We start from the raw sequence: 22,397 nt of genomic DNA, 5'->3' as shown, positions 1-22,397 counted from the left end.
ATTTAAATTGTTTCATAAGTTTGGTATTCTTCTTCTCCAAGCGCTAGCTTTGCTTTCATACGATCTTCTTCCCTTTGGAAGCTAATACGTAATACCCCAAGCAGTCCTTCACGCGCTTCTAATATTTGCAAGTTCGTAATACTAATTTCCTCGCGCGCTAAAATACTCGTAATATGAGCCAATGCCCCCACCTTATCTAATACATCGACGTATAAGTCGTGATAGGCAGGAATTGCCCCTCTCTTTCTTACTGGTAAAGAATCACGGTATTCTTTCGCATCTGCAAAATAGTTTTGAATCTCGCCTGCATCTCCGGTAGAAACTGTTTTATATAAATCTTCCATTTCAGAGATCCACTCTTTTAATAATACCATTAAATGCTCTCGATTTTGCTTTACAATATCACTCCACATTTTTGGACTACTAGATGCGATACGTGTAATGTCTTTGAAACCTCCAGCAGCTAGTTGATGAATGAGCGGATTATCTCCTGCATGTTTCTCAACTTGCTTTACTAAACCTGCTGCGATAAGGTGCGGAAAATGACTAACGATCCCTGTTACATAATCATGTTCTTCCGTATTTAAAACAAGAAAATGTGACCCTGTTCCTTTTAACCATACTTTAAGGTCTTCCACTTGTTTATTTGGCACGTGATTCATCGGTGTTAAAATGTAAAATGCATTTTCAAATAAATGTGCCTTTGCACTTTCAACTCCCGTTTTATGAGAACCCGCCATCGGATGTCCACCAATGAAAGAAACATCCTTTGAAAATAAAGCTTCCGCTTCGTTCATAATAGACCCTTTTGTACTACCAACATCAGTCACTATAACATCTTCTCGTAAACGGAATGACGCAAGTTTGTGTAATAGCTTCTTCGTTTCTTCAACTGGAGAAGCAAAAACAATTAAATGTGCCTCTTCACATGCACGCTGTAAATCAACTCCTATTTCATCTACTACGTGTAATTCTTTTGCACGCTCTACTTGCTCTTTAAATATATCGTACCCTGTTATCGTTACATCGTGCTCTTTCTTAATTGCTAATGCGAGAGAGCCTCCTATTAAACCTGTTCCAATTAATACTACCTTTTTACGCATTTGCCTCATCTCGAGACTTATTTTTTTTATTTTCAAAGTGTTGTTTTAACACTGAAATCACCCCTTCATTTTGCTCCCTTGTTCCAACTGTAATACGGACACCATTCGGGAACGGACGAATAATAAATCCTGCATGTGCACAAGCTTCATAAATCTCTCCAGCATTATCTACCGGTAAGAAGATGAAATTAGTTTGTGACGAATAAAATGGTATACCGTTTTCCTTACAGAAACTCTCGTATTGCTGTAATCCTTCTGTATTCATGTGAACTATTTCTTTAATAAACTCGTCATCACCAAAAGCAATCGTCGCTGCTTTTTGCGCTAATGAAGATACGTTAAATGGTAAACGTACGACATTTAATTTCTCAATTAGCTCTTCCTGTCCGATCGCATATCCAACGCGGAAAGAAGCTAATCCGTATGCTTTAGAAAACGTTCTAAGTACAAGAATGTTTTTATGTTTTTCTAAAAGCGGTAATGTCTCAGGGAAATCTTTTGCTGTTACGTATTCATAGTACGCTTCATCAATGACAATTAACGTATTTTCACTAATGCCTTCAATAAATCGAGTTAATTTTTGCTCATTCACATATGTGCCCGTCGGGTTGTTTGGATTACAAATCCATACGATTTTCGTATTATTATTTACCGCTGACGAAATTTCGTCTAAATCGTATACACCTTTATTTAAAGGAATTTCTTTCACTTCACACCCTTCAATAATCGCATGATGGCGGTACTGCGGGAATGTTGCACCTGCTGTTACAATGTTATCTCCCGCTCGTAATACGGCGCGGCTTATTATTTGAATGATTTCATCTAAACCACTACCACAAAGTACTTGTTCCATTTGCACATGCAACTTATCTGCGATTGTTTGACGGAGCGTTGTAGCACCTCCGTCAGGATATAAAGCATGTTCCAACCAAGAGTTTTGCAACTCTTCTAAAACTCTCGGTGAACAACCAAATGGATTTTCATTCGATGCTAATTTCACAAACGAATGATCTCCGTACACTTCTTTCATTTGTTCTGGTGATTTACCTGGTTTATATGGTTGTAATGATGATAGTTGATCTTTTACTTGCACGTTAAACCCACCTTTTTATTAAAATTCTTTTGCGTAGTTATTGTGTTGCATAATGTTTTGTTTTAATAATTCCATACGATCTTTTCCGAATTGTTCGACTAGTGCATCTGCAAGTTCCCATGCCACAACAGATTCAGCTACTACACCCGCTGCTGGTACTGCGCAACTATCAGATCTTTCAATACTCGCTTGGAATGCTTCTTTCGTATCAATATCAACGCTTGCTAACGGTTTGTATAAAGTAGGAATTGGCTTCATCACGCCTCTTACGATAATTGGCATACCTGTTGTCATACCGCCTTCTAAACCGCCGGCATTATTCGTTTTTCTCGTGTATCCTTTTTTTTCATCCCACAGAATTTCATCATGCACTTTGCTTCCTGGTTGTCGTGCCGCTTCAAAACCTACGCCGATTTCAGCACCTTTAAATGCATTTATACTCATAATTGCACCAGCAAGTTTTGCATCTAATTTACGATCGTAATGAACGTAACTACCAACGCCAATCGGCATACCTTCTGCAATGACTTCCACAATACCACCGATTGAATCTCCACTACTTTTTGCGTTGTCAATCGCATTCATCATTTCTTGCTCTACTTCTTTATCTAAACATCGAACTGGTGAGTTTTCAGTAATTGTTTGAATTTCTTCAATTGATAAGTTTGAAATATGTTTTGCTTTTACTCCACCAATTTCAAGAACATGTCCTGCAATTCCCACGCCTAATTCGCTTAAAATTTGTTTTGCAACTGCACCAGCAGCTACACGAACTGTCGTTTCTCTTGCAGATGACCGCTCTAATACGTTTCTTATATCACGATGACCATATTTAATTGCTCCATTTAAATCTGCATGTCCGGGACGTGGTTTTGTAATTGTACGTTTCATGTCTTTACTTTCTTTTTCCGAAATTGGCTCTGCACCCATTACTTTCGTCCAATGTTTGAAATCATCATTTTTTACAATTAACGTAATCGGTGATCCAAGTGTCATCCCGTGACGAACACCACTTACAATTTCAACTGTATCTGTTTCAATTTGCATACGTCTTCCGCGTCCATGACCTTTTTGTCTTCTTAATAATTCTTTATTAATATGTTCCGCCGTAAGTGTCAAACCTGCTGGTACACCTTCTAAAATAACTGTTAACTGCGGTCCATGTGATTCTCCAGCTGTAATGTATCTCATTTCTCTTGCCCCTTTACTATTTTTTTGTACAAAAAAGTCCCTACTGAGCGCTCAGTAGGGACGATGTTTATCGCGGTACCACCCTAGTTGTAGACTTCTTTCGTCTACCTCTCTTCTTCTTTAACGATCGTTCGACCGTCTTACCCTCCAAAAGTTGTCGGGAAAGATGCTCCAAGGCTGTAATTCATGCTTACCTTTGTACTGATTCACACCGACCATCAGCTCTCTTTAACAGTGAGATAAGCACTACTGTTTCCTCTTCAATGCATATATGATATGGAATTAAGATAATTTATTTTTGAAACCTTTTAACTCATCCATGAATCTATGGAATTCTGGAATGTCCATTTGTTGTGCAGAATCTGATAATGCAACTGCTGGATCTGGATGAACTTCAGCCATTACTGCATCTGCGCCAATTGCAAGTGCCGCTTTCGCTGTTGGTAATAATAAATCTCTGCGTCCAGTTGAATGTGTTACATCAACGATAACTGGTAAATGTGTTTCTTTCTTTAAAATTGGTACTGCAGAAATGTCTAATGTGTTACGTGTTGCTCTTTCGTATGTGCGGATACCGCGCTCACAAAGAATAATTTGATCGTTACCTTGCGCAATGATGTATTCCGCTGCGTTAATGAACTCATCAATTGTTGCTGCTAATCCACGTTTTAATAATACTGGTTTGTTAACTTTACCTACAGCTCGTAATAAATCGAAGTTTTGCATGTTACGTGCGCCAACTTGAATTACATCAACGTAGTCTAATGCCATTTCAACATCGTTCGGATTTAAAATTTCACTAATAATTGCTAAGTCAAACTCGTCTGCTACTTGACGTAAAATTTGAAGTCCTTCTACTCCTAAACCTTGGAAATCATATGGAGAAGTTCTCGGTTTGAATGCACCACCGCGCATTAATTTTAAGCCTTGGTCTTTCATCGCTTGCCCTACTTGACGAACTTGTTCTAAACTTTCTACTGCACAAGGTCCCATGATGAACGTTTGTGTTCCGTTTCCAATCAATTCACCTTTTACATCAACAATTGTATTTTCTTGTTTCTTTTTACGTGATACTAGTAACGCTTTACGGTTATCATCTTCTTGTAACTCTAAGCTTGCTTTGAAAATCGTTTTGAAAATATGTTGAACTGTTGATGTTTCGAATGGTCCTTCGTTATGCTCTGCAATCATATCAAGTACTTCACGCTCACGTACTGGATCAAAGCGTTTCGTGCCTTGTACTTGCTTTTGCTCTCCAATTTTTTGAACAATTTCACCACGTTTGTTTAAAAGGTGTAATAGTTGTAAGTTAATTTCATCTACCTGTTTACGTAATTGATCTAATTCATGATTTGCCATTTGGAAATCCTCCTCTAATGTTTTAAAAGTATAGTAAGAGAATAAAAAATTCTCTATTTTCTGAACTGACTAATTATACAAATTTATAGTGGAATCGATACCTCTTCTTATTTTAAACTAATAATTCGTACAAAGACATGAACTACTAGTTAAAAACCCACTTTTTTGTACAAAAAAGCCCTACTGATTCAATCAGTAGGGACGATATTTATCGCGGTACCACCCTAGTTGTAGACTTCTTTCGTCTACCTCTCTTCATTGTTAACGATCATCTGACCGTCTTTCCCTTCATAAAGACAATACTATCTTTACTACGAAAAAGATGCTCCAGGACTGTAATTCGCTCTTGTTTATGTACTGGTTTGCACCAACCACCAGCTCTCTGTTACAGGGAAACAACAACTACTGCTTTTCCTTTCAATGCATGACTATTTAATTTTCAAGTTGAACCACTAAAATACAAAAAGTCCCTACTGAATAAATCAGTAGGGACGATATTTATCGCGGTACCACCCTAGTTGTAGACTAACTTTCCGTCTACCTCTCTTCACTGTTAACGATCAATTGACCGCTTTTTCCTCATAAAGACAAACTATCTTTATTACGAAAAAGATGCTCCAAGACTGTAATTCATGATTATCCCTGTACTGGTTCACACCAACCACCAGCTCTCTGTTACAGTAAGACTAACCACTACTGTGATCTCTTCATTGCACTTTGTTTATTCAAATGTTTTTGAAATTGAATAAGTATGATTCGTATTATAGAACGCTTTTCAAAACACTGTCAACAACTTTTTATATATTTTTTTAAATTCCACTTTCGTTCTATAATTCTTTTTGTAAATCACCCATTACAATTCCTATGCGAATTATTTCATTTTCTAGTAAATGTAAAACATATTCCTCTACTTCATACTGAACTAATAATTCTTTTATTTGTATGATTTCTTTTTCAAATAAAACGGCTTCGTGACATGTTTGTAGTAAAATAAAAAACACATTTGCAAACATTTCTTTATGCGCTTTCATACTTTCTTTTTTATGAAGCATTTCAATCAATAACCGCTTCATTTCCTCACCTGTACATTTACCTTGTACACTTGAAAATGCACGAGACATAATACATAATCCTTTTTCTAATATTTCATCCATGTATAAAATAATACGTAAAAGCATCACATATTCTCTCGCAGTTATCTCACCCATTTTTGGTCGTTCTCGCAAAAATACACTGAGCCAAGCTGTCCAAAACTTTTGTTGTTCTTTTACACTTAATGTTTTGACGTAATAGCATAAAAACTGCATAAACTTAATTTTATTTTCTTCATTTTCTAGTATGAGTAACGGGTATAACCAATTTGTTTTTTGCTCCCAATATAGTACACATTTAATAAATACAAAGCTAAGCCACTTCAAGAAAGCTTCTCTCGTATGCGGATGTAATACTTCCAAATGTTCTATCGCATACTTAATAAATCGCTTCATTTCTGTAAATAAAGGTAAATTTATTTGCGTGTAACATAAGCCGGCCCATGCATATTCCGTAATCTCATTTTGTTTTTTTAAATCTAAGTATGGTAACAAATATTTTCGGCACCATTGTTTTTCAATATGATATAGAAATGTAATATCTGCTATTAAACGAGCAAACATAAAGTTTGTTCGTTCCGAATTAACTCTTACTTGTTCTTCAAATAAAAATAAATATTCATATACATTACGATCGTATAAATGATCATATGATAACAACTTTAATAATACAGCCGTCATTTTTCCAACTGGATGCTGAATTGATTCATTATAAAAATCTTGTTTCCCAAGCTTAAAGTCTGCATCACTCTTCATAACTTGAGGGAACACTGAAAAAGCAAATCGTTTTACAACACGTATACTATTCTCTTCTAACTCTTCTAGTCGATTACTAATTTCATATAGAAAACTACTAATTAACCAATGAAAAGCAGTATTTCTAACAAATTTCTGCAATAGCGGAATAATTTTTTGGATTTGCTCATTCGTCAATCCTCGATTATTTCGCCATTCTCTAATACAAACAAACCATACTTCATTACTTATTTCTTGCACTCCTACTAATTGGTATGCAAATGAAATACTCCACTCTGTGTTTAATTTACATGCTTTTGATAACATCTCTAAAAAATGGCGTTGTTCAAAAACACCATCTTGCGAAAATTGCTGAACTTGCTTCATAATTTCAACATCTTTCAGCTGCAATAATCCGTCAGCAGTTACATTACAAGTAATGCTTTCTGCTGTATCTTCTTTCTTTTGTACACTGTATCGTTCAGAATGAAAATGAGGATGCTTTTGCTTCATTAACTCACCCATTTGCCGTAGATGGGCTATTCGAATCACACTTGAATAATAAGTCTAATACGAGACATGCATCAAATACCCTCTCTTCTGTAAGATGCTTTATTACAGTTCGAGTGACTTCTTCTTTTGTTTTTTCTAAACAATATGCATAATGCCTTTTTAAAAGTTGAAAAACTTCGTGTTTATAAGTGAAATCTAAAAGAAGTCCTTCATGTAACAACCATTTCATTTTGTCATCTACACGAACAAAAATATTTTTATTCATCGCATCAATTGCAATTCGCTTTTTAAGTACACTATTTGCTTCTATCATTTCTGTAATATAATAATCCGCTTTTTTTCATTGTTTTCGCATAAATAAGTTAGACACTCTTTTACAATTCGTATTAAAAATGCAAGATCATTTTGATGAAACTCTTTCTCTACATTTTCCTTATTTCTTTTTTTCAGTGCCGTTTGTCTTAACGACAACATTCTCAATTTTTCTAATCCAATCATCATAATTGGAACAGCATAATAAGCGATATATGGCCTCATCTTTTCGTTCCAAATTTGCTCCACATGAGAAAATGTAGATACTGGTAAGCGACTCGATTCCTCGAGTTCTATTGATTCTTGCGTATCATTCCCCCATTTTCTTACACGTTTCAACTTCAGTTTTCCGTCTAAAATAAAAGTTAGTAACAATAAGGCAATTTCTTTATGCTCAGGAAAAGAACATTTTTGCAGTAACTTAGAAATCTTTTCTATAGAGCTACTATCTTTTTCAGCTGTTTCTAATAAAAGGAGTGTCCACCTTGCAAACAACAGCGGGTCCATCTTACTCTTCGTTTCGTTTAAGTAGTTACAAATTGTTCTCCATAATAACGGTGATATTTTAGAATAGTTTTTATAAATTAATTGAAATAATTCTTTCTGATGACTAAAAAGAAATTGTTCCACTAACCATTCTGCAAGTAATTCATCTACTTCATTATAGTTTAGCGTAAGCATAAACAAATTTTGTAATTTACCTTCTGCTTCTAACCATTCGACCCATTCATAATCATGAGCAAATTCCACAAAGTAACGTACTGTTTCAATTTTTTTAATCGATTGCTTTATGTATGATAATTGTTCCTGTTCTACTGACGGGGGAACCGTTACAATATCCCGAATACGCATTCTTTTCGTAATATAATTATCACCCATTAATTCAGCCCAGCGTTTTACTGCTTTTACGAGGGATTGATGATTATTCACCTTATTCGGATACACAATTGGTCTTATCCCTAAATGTTCCCAGTGGTACGTATTTTCTCCTTGTGCGACAAAAGCAAATCGTCTTGTACTTGGTGGTAAACCAGTTGCTAAATATTTCATTACTGGGTCATTATGACTATATCCAATGAATAAAACGGTGTAATTTGAGAATAGATCAACTAAAAATCTTCTCGCCCACCCTTCCGTTAAGTAAGCCCTTCCAAAATCACCATCTGTTAAAATTAAAGCCTCTTTCTCCTGTTCTACATTACCATGTATATAAGCAAGACCTTTAAAAGCTCTCCCAGTCGGTAAAGCTGGAGCGTAATAAACATTGATATCTCTATTTATTTCTTTAATTGCTGTTGTAAAATGTTGATCAAAATTTGTTGTTACAATGCGGATATCTGTATCTAAAGGAAATAGCCTTGGAATTGCATAATGCAATGGATTCGGTTTTGATTTCTCTATATGAACAAGATCTCTTGCGACTTGATGTACATCTTTTGTTTTCGCAATTTTACCAAGATAATAATCATGTGGTTCTGTTATTTCACGTTTTTCGACATATAACGTTTTTGCAATTTCATCAACTAAATCATCAAAATTCGGTAAGTTTGATTTCCCTTTCATAGAAACTCCCGCTCCAACAAATAATACTAACTTTCCTTGCTCAAGGTGATCAATTAACTCATCTGGAATTTCTACTTCTGAAGTAATCCACATCCTGGATTCCCCCTTACCTAAAAATGTCATACACTCTCATTTTACTATAACATTTTTTCATTGTTTTTATAATATTTAGACTAAATTCCGAACATGAAAAAGTTTTATGTAAATAAATCCGTTACAATGTATGAACTCCAGAATTTATTGAAAAACTATGTATAAATCGGAGGTGTAAATTTTGAATGATTTCACAGTAGTGCTTATCAAGTTTATATCGTGCATTATCGCATTTAGCATTGGGCTTGCTTTATTTTTCCCTGCAACGTTTGTTCAAATTATTTCATTCAGTCTCTTTGTTACAATCGTATCCTACATGTTCGTTGATAAAATCATTTTAAATCGAATTGGCAATACTGGTGCCATTATGTCGGATTTCTTATTAACATATTTAAGCGTATGGATTTTCGGTAATATTTTATTAGACAACTATATGCAAATTGCATGGGGCAGTATCCTTTCTGCCATCGTCTTCACTTTATCTGAAGTAATCGTTCATCGCTTCTCTAACTCTCATACAAGGCACAACAATGATAACATTCGTATTAATCGCCGCTTTGCATATGGTACAGAGTTTGCTGAAGAACAAAATATATTGGATAAAGATAAAAAAAAGTAACGTTTTAATGCAGGAGCGCCCTTTTTAATTATGTGGTGCTCCTTTTTTGTATTTTTTCATTATGGTACGTGAAATTATATAAGTGATTATTTCAAAATACCGACCTACTAACAATATTTGACGTTATTTTTTCTAATGAAAACTGCCTCTTATTTAGAGGCAGCCACTTTTAAGTCGTAGAGTAGGAAGCGAGCGCCTTGTCATATTGCTATGATAGGTTTCTCAAAACCCCTCACCGAACCGTACGTACTCCTCTCAGAGTATACGGCTCTCCATCAATTGCTTGTCAAAGTTATTTTTTTCTGTTTTTCGCTATAAGTTCTACTCTCATATCATAGTGAATTTCATTATGGCAATCCTCACATACGGCTAATGTTTTGCGTCTACGGGCAATCATTAATTTTTGCCATTTGGCTTTGCCTTTCTCAACATCTTTCATTTTTCGGACATGGTGCATTACTAAGTTAGAATCGGTTTTACCACAATGTTCACATTTGTTGGCTGACAACCTATCCATAAGACTAGTTGTTGACATATGAACTCTTGAGGCTAACAAGTTGTCGATGTTATTTTCTTGTGTTTTCATCTTAGTTATATCAACCATTCTAAATCCTTCCCTGTAGAAAGAATGAGAGTGTTGTTTGCCTTTTTTATCTTTGTAATTGACTATGAATACACCGTTTTTGCAATATTTCCCCTTAATTTTTCCGATTGAGCTTTTATATTTATTGGCGAATGTTTTATACATGCTGTATTCTAGAACGTAACTGAATTTTTGGAGTACCGTTGAATTAACTGCATATTTGTAGTAGTTGTACATCCCTCTGATCTGTAATACATAATTATGTAGTATTTCCAAATCATCTAGGTGTGCCATTTCCGGTCTATGCTTTGGTTTCCAAGTTTCTTTCCCATTCACATACTTCATTTCTAAAACATTCAGGGCAAGTAATTTATTTCGCCATGTTTCATGGGGGATTTCAAGTCTTACTTTTAGATTGTGATGTCTTCTTTTTGCACCTTTCACCGAGTATTTGGTAAATAACTCGTTTCTAGTGATATTGACGTTGTACCCAAGAAATGTTGCTTTCTTGCTAGAGTGGGTGATAAGTGTTTTTTCTTCTGATAAAGTTAATTTTAATTCTTCATTGAGAAATTGAGCTATATCAGATTTAATGGCTTTGGCATCATCTTTACTGCCGATTATCATTACAATAAAGTCATCAGCATATCTAACATATTTTAGTGACTTAAATTTATCCGACATTGGATTGTAGTAGGGACGTTGTCCCCTTTCCTTAACCCATTCGTTGACTTGCTCGATTAATTCCTGAGCTTCATTGTGTTTACCTTGTTCTCTTAGTAAGTCTGCTTTCTTACGCCCTCTTTTTATTTTGAGGTGTAAGTATTGATATCTTTTATCAACTTCTCTGTCTTTTGGTTGACCTTTTCCGAACTTTTCAGCGTATTTTTCCATGTATATATCTAGTTCGTTTAGATATATGTTGGCAAGAAGAGGACTGAGAATCCCTCCTTGTGGTGTTCCACTGAATGTTTTGTGGAATTGCCAATCCTCCATGTACCCAGCTCTTAGGAACTTCCATATTAATCCGATGAGTGTTTCGTCATTGATACGTTTTCTTAGTAGGTTAATTAGGATATGGTGGTCGATATTGTCAAAGAAACCTTGAATATCACCTTCAATAAACCATTTAGTTCCATTACCACTCTTTTTAATTTGTTTCAAAGCTGTATGACAACCCCTATTTTTCCTGAATCCATGTGAGTTCTCAGAGAAGTTTGGTTCATAAATTGCTTCTAAGATATACTTTATTACTAATTGGACAAGTTTATCGTCAAATGTCGGTACCCCAAGAGGACGTTTTTTCTTACTCCCTTTTTTATCAATATATACTCGCTTAACAGGAGTAGGTTTATAGTTACCATTTTTAATGTTGTTGATGATTTTAGATACTCTATTTTTTGAGAAGCCATCAACAGTTTTATTTATGGTTCCTCTGGTCATATTACCTGGATTGGCATATATTTCTTGATAACCTTTATAGTAGAATTCTGGATTATAAAGATTTCTATATAATCTTTTGAACTTATAGTTTTCTTTAATAGTATTCTTCGACAAGGTGTTCAATACATAAACTGGATTTCTCATCAGCATCTCGCTTCCTTCCTGTTTATTATCATCATGAACTAATTGACTACCTTCCTTCGCCATCCTGATTTCACAACCATGACCTAACGTAATTTGTCATACGTTAGTGTGATAGGCTTTCCCTATCTCTGACTACTACGAAGGCTCCGTTACCATATGGAATATTCAAGAGCCACATTTCTTGGTTTTTACCTTGAAATCATCCTCTATAGCCATAAATGGCGCTTCCACTTAGGTAATCCCCATTTAGTACCTTGTAAATAGTTTGTAGTAATGTCGGTTGGGACTTTCAATCTTTACTAATGTACTTTAGTTGGTTCTCTAGTGTGAAACACACCTCTCTCCACAAAAAATAGATGAGCTGAACTAGAGACATATCGTTTCAATGTCTATTTCGATATGGTCGTCGATAAGACCCCTTGATTTATCCTTCACGCAGTTTAGCATTCAACCTTGTTTACCACGGTACACCTAGAAATTCAGTCGCACTCATGACATTAGAGTGACTTATCCCGTTGCAGCCATGCTACACTCCCCGCTCACTTTCGATTACGGATAAGGCTACCGGTGTCGGGTTGTTATCTTGTTTCACTTCACCCGCTGATTTACTAAATCAGAGTTTACAAGGCCCTTATGGGCGCACTTTTACTTCAACAACATCCGCAAACGCTCCCAATACTGCGTTATGATGTTTCACAATATCTTCAGCACGTAACACTTCTGTATTAAATGTACTATGTGCATCACTCACTAACGTTACTTTATATCCTTCACTACATGCTCTGCGCGTTGTCGTATCTACACAATACTCTGTTTGCATTCCCGAAAGAATAACGTGTTCAATTCCTTTCTCTTGTAACACTTCGCTTAAGTTTGTATTATGGAATGAATCTGGAGTCGTCTTTTCAACTATATTATCTCCTTCTTGCGGAGCGATGGCCGCATGGATTCGCCATCCATCCGTACCTTTTTCTAACGGATGGTCTTTAGGACCGTTATGTTGGATATAAATAACTGGAATATCATTTGAACGACATTCCCTAATAAGCTCTTGCAGTGTTTGTAAAAACTTTCCCCCATTATGTACTGGCATTCCAGCTGTATACATACCCGCTTGCACATCAATTACGATTAATGCTTTTTTCATTTCACACATCCCCCTTTGTTTGTATAAGCCATTATTATTGTTTATATTCCATCATCCAACAATCTTCTAATTTCCCCTCATGCAACTCATGTTCCTTTAAAATCTTTACTTTTTTAAATCCACTTTTTTCATAACACTTTATTGCCCGTTCATTATTTACTTTCGGATCCATTGCAATTGCTTCTGCTCCCATTTCACCCATAATATATGTAATTGCTGCCTGAACGAGTTTTGTTCCAATTCCCTTTCCCCAATAGGCTGGTTCACCGATAAATTGGTCCATCCCCCATACATTTTGTGATTCTTTATAGCCATATAACGCTTTCCACTCTGAATCCACTGGATACATTTGTATGTAACCAATCGGAATGGTATCAAATTCTATTAAACATCTTTTTTCATTACTGTTTGGACTATGTATAAAATGATCAAGCACCTTTTCTACAGATTGCGGATTATCTCGTCCTTCGTAATACCGCAGGACTTCTGGGTCCGTTAACCATTTAGAAATGATAGATGCATCATCTTCCATTACGTATCTAATCAATAAACCTTCTTTTTGAAAAAGCATATTATACCTCTATTATTCCTTTATATTTTTTCTTGCTGTTACATCTTTCATTGCACCTACTAATGCATATGGTAGTAATGTAATCGCAAAAAATGCTGTAAATACGTTAAATTGCGGGATTGTATAGAGTGTGAACCATTCAGTGAAAAATTGAGAATTTAATATTCTATTAAAAAACTCTCCGCCTGGCCTAAAGTTTGGTACCCACCCAGTTATTTCACACAAAATAAACAGTAACTGAACAATAAAAAATGCCCCTAGATAACGAAACCAAGTCCGTTTCCATATAGGTTGTGCATTTTTTAATATATCCCCCATCTTACCCCCTCCTTAAATATCCATCATATTGATTATACACTTTCCTCACTTTATTTGTTAAAATTTTCTATATAATTAATGCTGTTTGGGGGGAATACATTATGTCTAATCCTATATTTACATCCACTTTAATCATTCTTAGAGGAAACTCCGCAAGTGGTAAAACAACGATTGCAAAACAACTACAAGAACATTTCGGACAAGGGACACTTTTAGTATCACAGGATATTGTACGTAGAGATATGCTTAGAGTACACGACACAATGGGTAATTTATCACATGATTTACTATTTGAAATTACGAAGTACGGAAAAGGAAAATGTGAATTTGTTATTTTAGAAGGTATATTGAACAGTCATAGGTATGGTGAGATGTTAAAAGAATTAATTCGTTATTTTGATGAAAATGCATTTGCATATTACTTTGATTTATCATTAGAGGAAACTATTAGACGACATAACAAAAGGGACAAACGACACGAATTTGGTGAAGATTCCCTACAAAAATGGTATAATCCGCACGATACTATTAAGGTTGCCAGAGAAACTATTTTTACAGATAACTTTACGCAAAAAGATATATTTGATGCAATTCTTAATGATGTTGCGATCAAAAAACAAGCCTAACATAATATGTTAGGCTTGTTATGTATTTTGTATTTCAGTTTTTATAATTAAACAATCTATACATAAATAATAGTATATATTCATTTCCCCAAACTGGAAATTAACTACTGAAATAAGTCCACGTTCCTCAATATCTTGAGTAATTGTAGCAACATATTTCATCTCTTTCGCACAAGTTGGACACGCCAAATCCTTTGGAAGATCATCATATAACGGTACCCCTAATAATCTACATACATATTCAGAACCGAACAAGTCAAAAGCTTCCCAGTAACTATCTTCATCTATAGGTATATCTTCATTTTTCATATTTATAAGCTTTACCGTTGTTTTTGGTAATGAAACTGGTAACTTATATTCCTCTTCCATTATCCATTCTTCTATATTTTGCTGCTGTATGATTTGAACTGTTTTACCTCCATCACTTAACTGAAAATATTGCGGTTCCCACACCATCGCGCAGTTCAAGCATGAAACGAATGGTAAAATATTTAGTTCATTACTTTTAAGTTCAGCAAGTCTCCCATCTTTTAAATCAAAACAGAGAATTAATTTTTATGTTTTGTTACAGGTTTAGTAATAAGCCATTTAAAAATCCTATTATCCTTCTACTAAAAAAATAAAAGCCAGCCTCAATAAAGAGAACTGACTTCTATTTGGATAATTATTGTTACTATAAAATTTTCACTTTAACAGTTTGTCTTCCCCAATTCATAGCTTTACTTTTTGAACCCATTAAAACATCAATACGATTACCTTTAATTGCACTTCCAGTATCACCAGCGATAGCTTCTCCATAACCTTCTACCCATACTTTAGATCCTAATGGGATTATTTTCGGGTCAACTGCGATAATTCTCATATTCGGATTTACCGTTAAATCATGCCCCATCGCAGTTAAAACGCGTCCACCATATGTACCATTTTCACTTGGATCAGCAGTATACGCTGTCGCTACTACCGTTAATTCACGTTTAGCAGACTGTATGTTGTTTTTAGATGCTTCTTTCGCTCTCTCTTCTTCTTTAGCTTTTGCTATTTCTCTTGCTTTTTCTTCTTCTTTAGCTTTTGCTATTTCTCTTGCTTTTTCTTCTTTAGCTTTTACTATTTCTTGCGCTTTCGGTTCTTCTTTGACTTTTGCCTCTTCTTTAGGCTTTACTATTTCTTGCGCTTTCTCTTCTTTTTTAACTTTTACTTCTTCTTTGACTTTTAACTCTTCTTTAGGCTTTACTATTTCTTGTGCTTTCGTTGTTTCTTTCGCTTTTGCTACTTTCTGCGTCTTTACTTCTTTCTTTTCTTTAACTGATTTTTGTACTTTCGCTACTTGCTTCGTTTTCTCTTCAGTTTTCTTTTCAGTTGGTGCTGTACTTGATAGGAAAGAAACGTTTGCATAAGCAGTTTTTCCTTTATACTCAAATTGCAGCCATCCGTCTTTTACTTGATGCGTTGATTCAATTACATCATCTTTTTTTAGTCTGCCAAGAATTTCTGAATCCGTGTTTGCTTCAGTGCGTACATTTAACAAATTCGCCGTTACATGATATACATCTTTTGTAAACTCCGAACTTACAAACACTTCTTTACCATTCAACTCAATTTTTGACCAGCCATCTTCGGTATTTATGACTTTTAACTCTTGCCCATTCTTTACTTTTTCGACCACTTTTGATTCTGTAGTCGGTTTTTCACGTACGTTAAGTACATCTGCTGTTACGATTGTTTCTGCGGTAGCAGTTGTGGTAAACGCTCCCAATCCAAAAACAGTTGCTGTTGCTGCGCCAATTACTTTTTTCATATTAACCTCCATTAAATTTTTTTGAATTTTATCAAATGCCTCCGTAAAATTGTATAATTTTACATAATATCAAAACATTTGCAACAGTATATTAATATTGTTTAATATACTGTTATTAAAACTCCTTACTCCAATACTATCAAATTCTCATTTCTAATTCTATATATTATAAATCTCCTTATCTTTTATAAAAGCTCCATACCCTTCTTCACACTAAATAGTTGTGGCAATTCCCGCCAAAAATAAACTTACGATTGCTAAAATTTGAGTAGCAACAATAGCCCCTCTTAAATGAAACTTATAATCTTTATATCCTTTCATACCTTCCGTACTAGGAATCACAACAAACCTTGGAGTAATCCAGCAAAAAATTAGCAAATCAATTATAAGTAAATCTACTAAATTGAAAATCATTAAAATACCAAAAGTGTGTAAATAGGCATCCATATACATTAACTTTTCATGCTTATGTAGTATATATGTAGAAACGAAAGGACTACCGAAAAGAATAGTATTATATACAATATTAAAATAAATGCTTTGCTTTTTTTCATGAATCGATTTTGGAAAAACTACTTTTTGAATATCTTTCGGATAATCAGTTAACGATAGTCGAGGATTATAATATAAGGACCCTAAAATCATTACAGATAGTACAATAGACATGATGACACCAACGTACATCATTTGCTCAAATTGATTCATATGCTGTATTCACCCTTTTCTGTAATTACTATGATGGTCATTCACTTAATTACATATTGTATGTACGTACATAATCAAAAATTAACAACTAGCTTTAATAGCGAAGCAAACAGATGTAAACGTACTAAAAGCAATTATCGATCCGAATAATATCCCTTCTCGCAAAATTTTACTAAGTGTAGGTTTTACATCGGAGAAAGTTTGTGAGATTGATGGATTACCTGGGGAAATTTTGAGCACATACATATAATTCCAAAAAGGCAGCGCTACTTATGTAGCACTGCCTTTTTCTTTATTGGAATAATCCTTTTCCTTTATTCATTTACTTATAAAGTATTGTCAGTTCTTCTTTATGTTCTGTATTTCCACATTATAAATATTTCACGTCAAGGAGAGATGACTGAAATGAATAATCAAAAAATTGAACTTACTGGTCGTATCGTTACACCTAATGATCCTGATTATAATTCAGCGCGTGAAGAATTCAATACATTCTTCAACAAATTTCCGTTAATCATTGTTTTTGCTCAAAATACGCAGGATGTAGTAAACGCTGTTCGCTGGTCAAGGCTACATAACGTTCCTATACGCATGCGCTCTGGACGTCATAATTATGAGGCATTATCCGTCAGTAATGCTGGTCTTGTAATTGATGTAAGTGAAATGAAACAATTAGAAATAGATCACAATAATGGAACTGTAACTATCGGGACTGGATGGAGAAATATTTCTTTAATTGAAACACTTGCAGCTGAAGGGTTAGTTGTGCCGAGTGGTGTTTGTCCTACTCCCGGGATTGCAGGTGTTACTTTAGGTGGCGGACATAGTATTCTCTCTCGTCCGTTTGGATTAACTCTCGATCATTTACTTGAATTAGAAATGGTAGACGCGAATGGTTGTATAATACGCGCTAACGCCAAGTGTAACTACGATCTCTATTGGGCTTCGCGCGGTGCTGGTGGTGGTAACTTTGGAATATGTACTTCGTTTAAGTTTCGAACACATAAAATTAATACGGTAGGATTTGCAGAAATAAGCTGGGGGATATCAGATTTAAAACCTGTATTAACCTCTTGGCAAGAATATACGCTACCTTGCGCTAATAAACGATTTACAACTACTCTTTTTATGTCTGCAGAATTAGAACCATCATTATTAATGCAAGGTGTATTTCTCGGTTCTGTACAAGAATTGCAGTCGCTACTACAGCCATTACTAGAAGCTGGTTCACCAATGCAAGTAACTATCGAAGAAATACCATGGGCAGAAGCAGCAGCGAAAATAGCTGAAAAGCAACCTGCAACACCTTTACCATTTAAAAGTGTTGGTCCATATGTATATGAACTATTACCAGAAGAAGGATTATCCATTATCGATCACTTTATTAATAATGCACCTCCCTTTTCCACCACCTCCGTATTTTTCCACGGATTAGGCGGTGCTGTTGCTGAGGTGCCAAATGAGGCAACTGCTTACTTTTACCGAAAAGCACTATCAAACATGTCAATATTCGCTACTTGGGAGCAACCAGAAGGTGCCGCTGGAAGTATTCGATGGGTTGAAGACTTCCGCTTAGCGATGCTTCCATTTACAAAAGGTGTCTACGTTAATACGCCTGACCTATCCATTAAAAATTGGCCAGATGCATACTTCAGTTGCAACTTTGACCGATTAATGGAAGTAAAAGCGAAATATGATCCGAAAAATATTTTTAACTTTCCGCAAAGTATTCCGCTTTTTTAAACTATATATTACACCTAATATATTAAAATATAAAACATCCATTTTTTAAATGGGTGTTTTATAAATAAAGTTTACATAATATAATTATTGGTTAATTCTTTTACTAAATATCTATTCAACAATCCAAAGTAACACTTTCTCAAACTCTTTTTTGGACAACATACTTTCGTTTATATAGCCATTCTTTTAATTGTACTTCATCCAAAGCTCCGTTCCCCTCTCATGATCCTTCACACTATATTCGCTCGTTTTTCACAAAAGGTTCATTTTACATGAAAATTTATTTATTACAATAAAAATATAAGGTATATTTTTATGAAAAGGAGGAATTCAAGAATGAATACAGAGGATAAAATTTACGCTGAAAAAGTGTTAAAAAATCTCTTTATCGGATCACAAGTTGATGGATTACAATTATCCCTTCTGAATCTTTAGCAATTTTCTATGAAACAGTTACATCTTCAAAGTTCTTCAGAAAATCTGATGAGCTGAATGAGTTAGCTTCAAAAATTGTACAAGCTACAGCAGAACAGAAGTACATGATCCATTATGGGGTTTAAATGTAATTCAAAAAATGCTTAGGATTTCTCCGAAGCATTTTTTGTATGTTACTAATACATTTATTCCTTAACCATTTAGTCAATGCTTGAGCCTATGGTCCCTTCTTTTACAAGTGAGGGCGCCCCTATTAATCTAAATAAGCGTCTCATTTCCAATCTTCCAGCTAAACCATCTCCCATGCCCTTCTGTTTCTCCAACCGTTTCACGATATTCGTTTCCGTTAATATAATAATCAATATGAAGGTCACGATCCCACATGTTGTTATACAGGTGGAATACATCACGTTTTGCGCCAATTTCTTGTATTTGTTTTTCTAACTTATGTTTTACTTGTTCTTGTATTTGATTTGCGACGTGTGTATGGAAAATACAAATAACAGCTTCTTCACTTATTTGTTCAATAATAGATGATAATAGCTCTACACCGTCTCCTTCTATTAATTGGACAGATTCATTTTTCACTAAAGATGCAGCTTGATCAAACATCTCAAACCTTTCTTTATGCTCTGGCCAAATTAAAGCACGTAACCATAAATAATCTTCCTCATTATGTAAATCATTCACATGTAAGTCCAGTCCGATTCTTTCTACGACAGATGGGCTTTCTTTTAGAAAATGCGGCACATTCTCCCCTCTTATTTCAGAAGTTACATGCACATTTGAATCTATATTTCCGTACATTTCATCCGTCCCGTACGAATAACGATATTGGTCCCAGAACAGTTGCAACCCAGAACTTGTCCCAATTTCAATTAACGCTAACGGCTTCTTCACTTTGTTAAATATGTAGCAGAAACTTGGGTATAAGTATGCGCACCGTCTTACTTCATTTGTTTGAACGAGTTTCGTTTGTAACAAAGTAATGATTTCTTCTCGGTACTCTTTACAGAAATCTTTAAAATGATTAAAAGCTTTATCTAAATTTGTATCAGCATTTTCAACTAAACTACTATAATACGTTTTTAAATGATGTTCTTTCCCTGCTAGCAATAAATAATGTACTGCACCTAATAGTAAGTTTGGGACTGGTTGACCTATCTGAGCATAGGACGATAGTGTAAGTACTTCCTCATCTTCAGCAATTTTCATTGATAAATATTCATATAAATCACTTGACCCTTTACATTCCTTTATTGAAAAGTTTCGAAATAAGTTTGAAATTTGTTCTTTTGTACACATTAGAGTCCCTCCTTTTTATTTTTCAGAATAATCTTACCATTACGGAAAGAATAATCCCATAAAAAGGTACTCGATTTAGTCACTTAAGGATACGTAAGCTTTTTCGAGATAATTTTAAACTGTAATTTTTTTCTATTTACCACCTTAAAAGAGCTTGTTAAATAAGATTTTTAGCGAATAAAACGTTAAATAGTTTAAAATTATCAGATAACACTAGATATTTTAGTCTATTAATTATTATAATAGAGTATGAGATGGTTATATAATTGAGACAAAAAAGGTATACACCTAGGTGGGGCCTAGGCGGTGTTTCTCTTTTACGGCTTAGACATAGAAAACACCTACACTTTTTTGCCAATATAGGGGATGGAGAGATTATCATGAGCAACATGCAGCAAAAAACAGACGTTATCTTAATTGGTGCAGGAATTATGAGTGCAACATTAGGCTCATTACTAAAAGAATTAGCACCAGAATGGGAAATTAAAGTTTTTGAAAAACTCGCAAGTGCCGGGGAAGAAAGCTCTAACGAATGGAATAATGCAGGTACAGGGCATTCTGCGCTATGCGAACTGAACTATACTTCCGAAAAAGCTGACGGATCTATAGATATTAGTAAGGCTGTAAAAGTGAATGAGCAATTCCAGCTTTCAAGACAATTTTGGGCATATCTTGTAAAGAGCAAATTAATTCGTAATCCACAAGATTTTATTATGCCACTACCTCATATGAGTTTAGTACAAGGGGAAAAAAATGTTGAGTTTCTAAAAAACCGTTTTGAAGCGCTTTCAAAAAATCCACTGTTTCAAGGAATGGAATTTTCTGATGCTCCTGAAACATTAAAAAAATGGCTTCCACTCATTATGGAAGGTCGCACATCTAATGAACCGATGGCGGCAACGAAGATTGACTCTGGAACAGATGTTAACTTCGGTGCATTAACACGTATGTTGTTTGATTACTTAAAAACAAAAAATGTCGAGCTAAACTACAAGCATAGTGTCGAAAATATTAAGCGCACGAAAAATGGTTTGTGGGAAGTAAAAGTACACGATATGAATAGTGGTAAAATTGAGCATCATACTGCTAAATTCGTCTTTATTGGCGGCGGTGGCGGTAGCCTACCTCTACTCCAAAAGACTGGTATCCCTGAATCAAAGCATATTGGTGGCTTCCCAGTAAGTGGACTATTTATGGTATGTAAAAACCAAAAAGTTGTAGAGCAGCATCATGCGAAAGTGTACGGTAAAGCTAAAGTTGGCGCTCCGCCAATGTCTGTACCTCATCTAGATACGAGATATATAGACAATAAAAAAGCTTTACTGTTTGGACCATTCGCAGGCTTCTCACCTAAATTCTTAAAAACTGGCTCAAATCTTGACTTAATCGGTTCTGTAAAACCGAATAACGTCTTAACGATGTTAGCCGCTGGTGTAAAAGAAATGGGACTTACAAAATACTTAATTCAGCAAGTTATGTTATCACATGAAAAACGTATGGAAGAATTACGCGAATTCATTCCGAACGCGAAAAGTGAAGATTGGGATATTGTAGTTGCTGGACAACGTGTACAAGTAATTAAAGATACTGATGCTGGCGGTAAAGGAACACTTCAATTTGGTACAGAAGTAGTAAGTGCAGCTGACGGCTCAATCGCCGCATTACTAGGCGCATCACCAGGTGCTTCTACTGCTGTTCACGTCATGCTTGAAGTATTAGAAAAATGTTTCCCAAGCCGCATGGTAGAATGGGAAGAAAAAATAAAAGAAATGATTCCTTCATATGGCATTTCACTAACTGAAAATCCAAGATTGTTCCAAGATCTTCACACTTCTACTGGTCGTACACTTGGATTAAACGAAAAAGAAACTGTTCATAATTAATGCAGAAATAAAAAAACGTCCGATATA

General features: G+C 35.0%; 15 protein-coding genes, 4 pseudogenes and 3 other annotated features. Of the genes and pseudogenes, 6 read left to right on the top strand and 13 right to left on the bottom strand.

From position 1 onward, the window contains the following. Positions 1 to 2 precede the first annotated feature (2 nt). From tyrA to QCI79_RS25855, 5 genes and pseudogenes are all read right to left on the bottom strand, one after another. Positions 3 to 1,103: a prephenate dehydrogenase gene (gene tyrA, locus QCI79_RS25875; protein WP_001228131.1), complete on the bottom strand. Its 1,101-nt coding sequence runs from the start codon at positions 1,101 to 1,103 to the stop codon at positions 3 to 5. Then, complete coding sequence (hisC, locus tag QCI79_RS25870) at positions 1,096 to 2,196, bottom strand: histidinol-phosphate transaminase (protein ID WP_001197273.1); 1,101 nt, start codon at positions 2,194 to 2,196, stop codon at positions 1,096 to 1,098. The genes tyrA and hisC overlap by 8 nt, the downstream gene beginning before the upstream one ends. Positions 2,197 to 2,214: 18 nt before the next feature. After that, positions 2,215 to 3,387, bottom strand: a complete 1,173-nt coding sequence (gene aroC, locus QCI79_RS25865) for a chorismate synthase (RefSeq protein WP_001269429.1) — start codon at positions 3,385 to 3,387, stop codon at positions 2,215 to 2,217. A gap of 53 nt (positions 3,388 to 3,440) precedes the next feature. Then, positions 3,441 to 3,660 (bottom strand) — a binding site (T-box leader). 9 nt (positions 3,661 to 3,669) lie between these two features. Next, the gene (locus QCI79_RS25860; protein ID WP_001273575.1) at positions 3,670 to 4,746 is read right to left on the bottom strand and encodes a bifunctional 3-deoxy-7-phosphoheptulonate synthase/chorismate mutase; all 1,077 of its coding nucleotides are present in this window, start codon (positions 4,744 to 4,746) and stop codon (positions 3,670 to 3,672) included. Positions 4,747 to 4,940: 194 nt separating this feature from the next. Beyond that, positions 4,941 to 5,176: a binding site (T-box leader), on the bottom strand. A 54-nt stretch (positions 5,177 to 5,230) separates the two neighbouring features. Beyond that, positions 5,231 to 5,466, bottom strand: a binding site (T-box leader). Positions 5,467 to 5,573: 107 nt separating this feature from the next. Then, positions 5,574 to 9,053: pseudogene (locus QCI79_RS25855) on the bottom strand (DUF4020 domain-containing protein). Between the two features lie 181 nt (positions 9,054 to 9,234). On the opposite strand from QCI79_RS25855, the gene QCI79_RS25850 reads away from it, so the two are divergent. Further along, positions 9,235 to 9,672: a YndM family protein gene (locus tag QCI79_RS25850; protein WP_000997702.1), complete on the top strand. Its 438-nt coding sequence runs from the start codon at positions 9,235 to 9,237 to the stop codon at positions 9,670 to 9,672. A 292-nt stretch (positions 9,673 to 9,964) separates the two neighbouring features. Here QCI79_RS25850 and QCI79_RS25845 read toward each other — a convergent pair whose 3' ends face one another. The 4 genes from QCI79_RS25845 to QCI79_RS25830 form a co-directional block, all read right to left on the bottom strand. Further along, entirely contained in the window at positions 9,965 to 11,842 is a 1,878-nt protein-coding gene (locus tag QCI79_RS25845; RefSeq protein ID WP_309009757.1) for a reverse transcriptase domain-containing protein, read from the bottom strand. 631 nt (positions 11,843 to 12,473) lie between these two features. Then, a complete protein-coding gene (locus tag QCI79_RS25840; RefSeq protein WP_021728019.1) occupies positions 12,474 to 12,989 on the bottom strand; it encodes a cysteine hydrolase family protein in 516 nt (171 codons plus the stop codon). A gap of 34 nt (positions 12,990 to 13,023) precedes the next feature. Then, on the bottom strand, positions 13,024 to 13,560 hold the full coding sequence (locus tag QCI79_RS25835) for a GNAT family N-acetyltransferase (RefSeq protein ID WP_000898776.1): 537 nt from the start codon (positions 13,558 to 13,560) through the stop codon (positions 13,024 to 13,026). 12 nt (positions 13,561 to 13,572) lie between these two features. After that, positions 13,573 to 13,878 carry a YfzA family protein gene (locus QCI79_RS25830; protein WP_000502342.1) on the bottom strand — a complete coding sequence of 102 codons (306 nt, stop codon included), beginning with the start codon at positions 13,876 to 13,878 and terminating at the stop codon, positions 13,573 to 13,575. 101 nt (positions 13,879 to 13,979) lie between these two features. On the opposite strand from QCI79_RS25830, the gene QCI79_RS25825 reads away from it, so the two are divergent. Next, positions 13,980 to 14,504 (top strand): kinase, encoded by a 525-nt coding sequence (locus QCI79_RS25825; protein ID WP_000070078.1) that lies wholly within the window; start codon positions 13,980 to 13,982, stop codon positions 14,502 to 14,504. An 18-nt stretch (positions 14,505 to 14,522) separates the two neighbouring features. On the opposite strand, the pseudogene QCI79_RS25820 reads toward QCI79_RS25825, so the two are convergent. From QCI79_RS25820 to QCI79_RS25810, 3 genes and pseudogenes are all read right to left on the bottom strand, one after another. Continuing rightward, positions 14,523 to 15,053 (bottom strand): annotated as a pseudogene (locus QCI79_RS25820) (hypothetical protein); the annotation flags it as partial. Positions 15,054 to 15,177: 124 nt separating this feature from the next. Next, the gene (locus QCI79_RS25815) at positions 15,178 to 16,299 is read right to left on the bottom strand and encodes a 3D domain-containing protein (protein WP_021728020.1); all 1,122 of its coding nucleotides are present in this window, start codon (positions 16,297 to 16,299) and stop codon (positions 15,178 to 15,180) included. Between the two features lie 213 nt (positions 16,300 to 16,512). Then, positions 16,513 to 17,004: a hypothetical protein gene (locus tag QCI79_RS25810; RefSeq protein WP_001071232.1), complete on the bottom strand. Its 492-nt coding sequence runs from the start codon at positions 17,002 to 17,004 to the stop codon at positions 16,513 to 16,515. 85 nt (positions 17,005 to 17,089) lie between these two features. Between QCI79_RS25810 and QCI79_RS25805 the strand changes: the two are divergent. From QCI79_RS25805 to QCI79_RS25795, 3 genes and pseudogenes are all read left to right on the top strand, one after another. After that, positions 17,090 to 17,254 (top strand): annotated as a pseudogene (locus tag QCI79_RS25805) (GNAT family N-acetyltransferase); the annotation flags it as partial. A 155-nt stretch (positions 17,255 to 17,409) separates the two neighbouring features. Beyond that, on the top strand, positions 17,410 to 18,747 hold the full coding sequence (locus QCI79_RS25800; RefSeq protein ID WP_001064645.1) for an FAD-binding oxidoreductase: 1,338 nt from the start codon (positions 17,410 to 17,412) through the stop codon (positions 18,745 to 18,747). Between the two features lie 407 nt (positions 18,748 to 19,154). After that, positions 19,155 to 19,307, top strand: a pseudogene (locus QCI79_RS25795) (short-chain dehydrogenase); the annotation flags it as partial. 133 nt (positions 19,308 to 19,440) lie between these two features. Here the strand turns inward: QCI79_RS25795 and QCI79_RS25790 are convergent. Then, positions 19,441 to 20,487, bottom strand: a complete 1,047-nt coding sequence (locus QCI79_RS25790; RefSeq protein WP_000337429.1) for a DUF2332 domain-containing protein — start codon at positions 20,485 to 20,487, stop codon at positions 19,441 to 19,443. Between the two features lie 380 nt (positions 20,488 to 20,867). Here QCI79_RS25790 and QCI79_RS25785 point away from each other — a divergent pair, with 380 nt between their 5' ends. Beyond that, positions 20,868 to 22,370, top strand: coding sequence for a malate:quinone oxidoreductase (locus QCI79_RS25785; RefSeq protein WP_000069138.1), 1,503 nt, complete (start codon positions 20,868 to 20,870; stop codon positions 22,368 to 22,370). Positions 22,371 to 22,397 lie beyond the last annotated feature (27 nt).

The organism is Bacillus cereus group sp. MG1, from assembly GCF_040460035.1.
Lineage (GTDB): Bacteria > Bacillota > Bacilli > Bacillales > Bacillaceae_G > Bacillus_A > Bacillus_A cereus.
The sequence above is the reverse complement of the archived record's forward strand: the minus strand, read 5'-3'. Positions and strand labels throughout refer to the sequence as shown.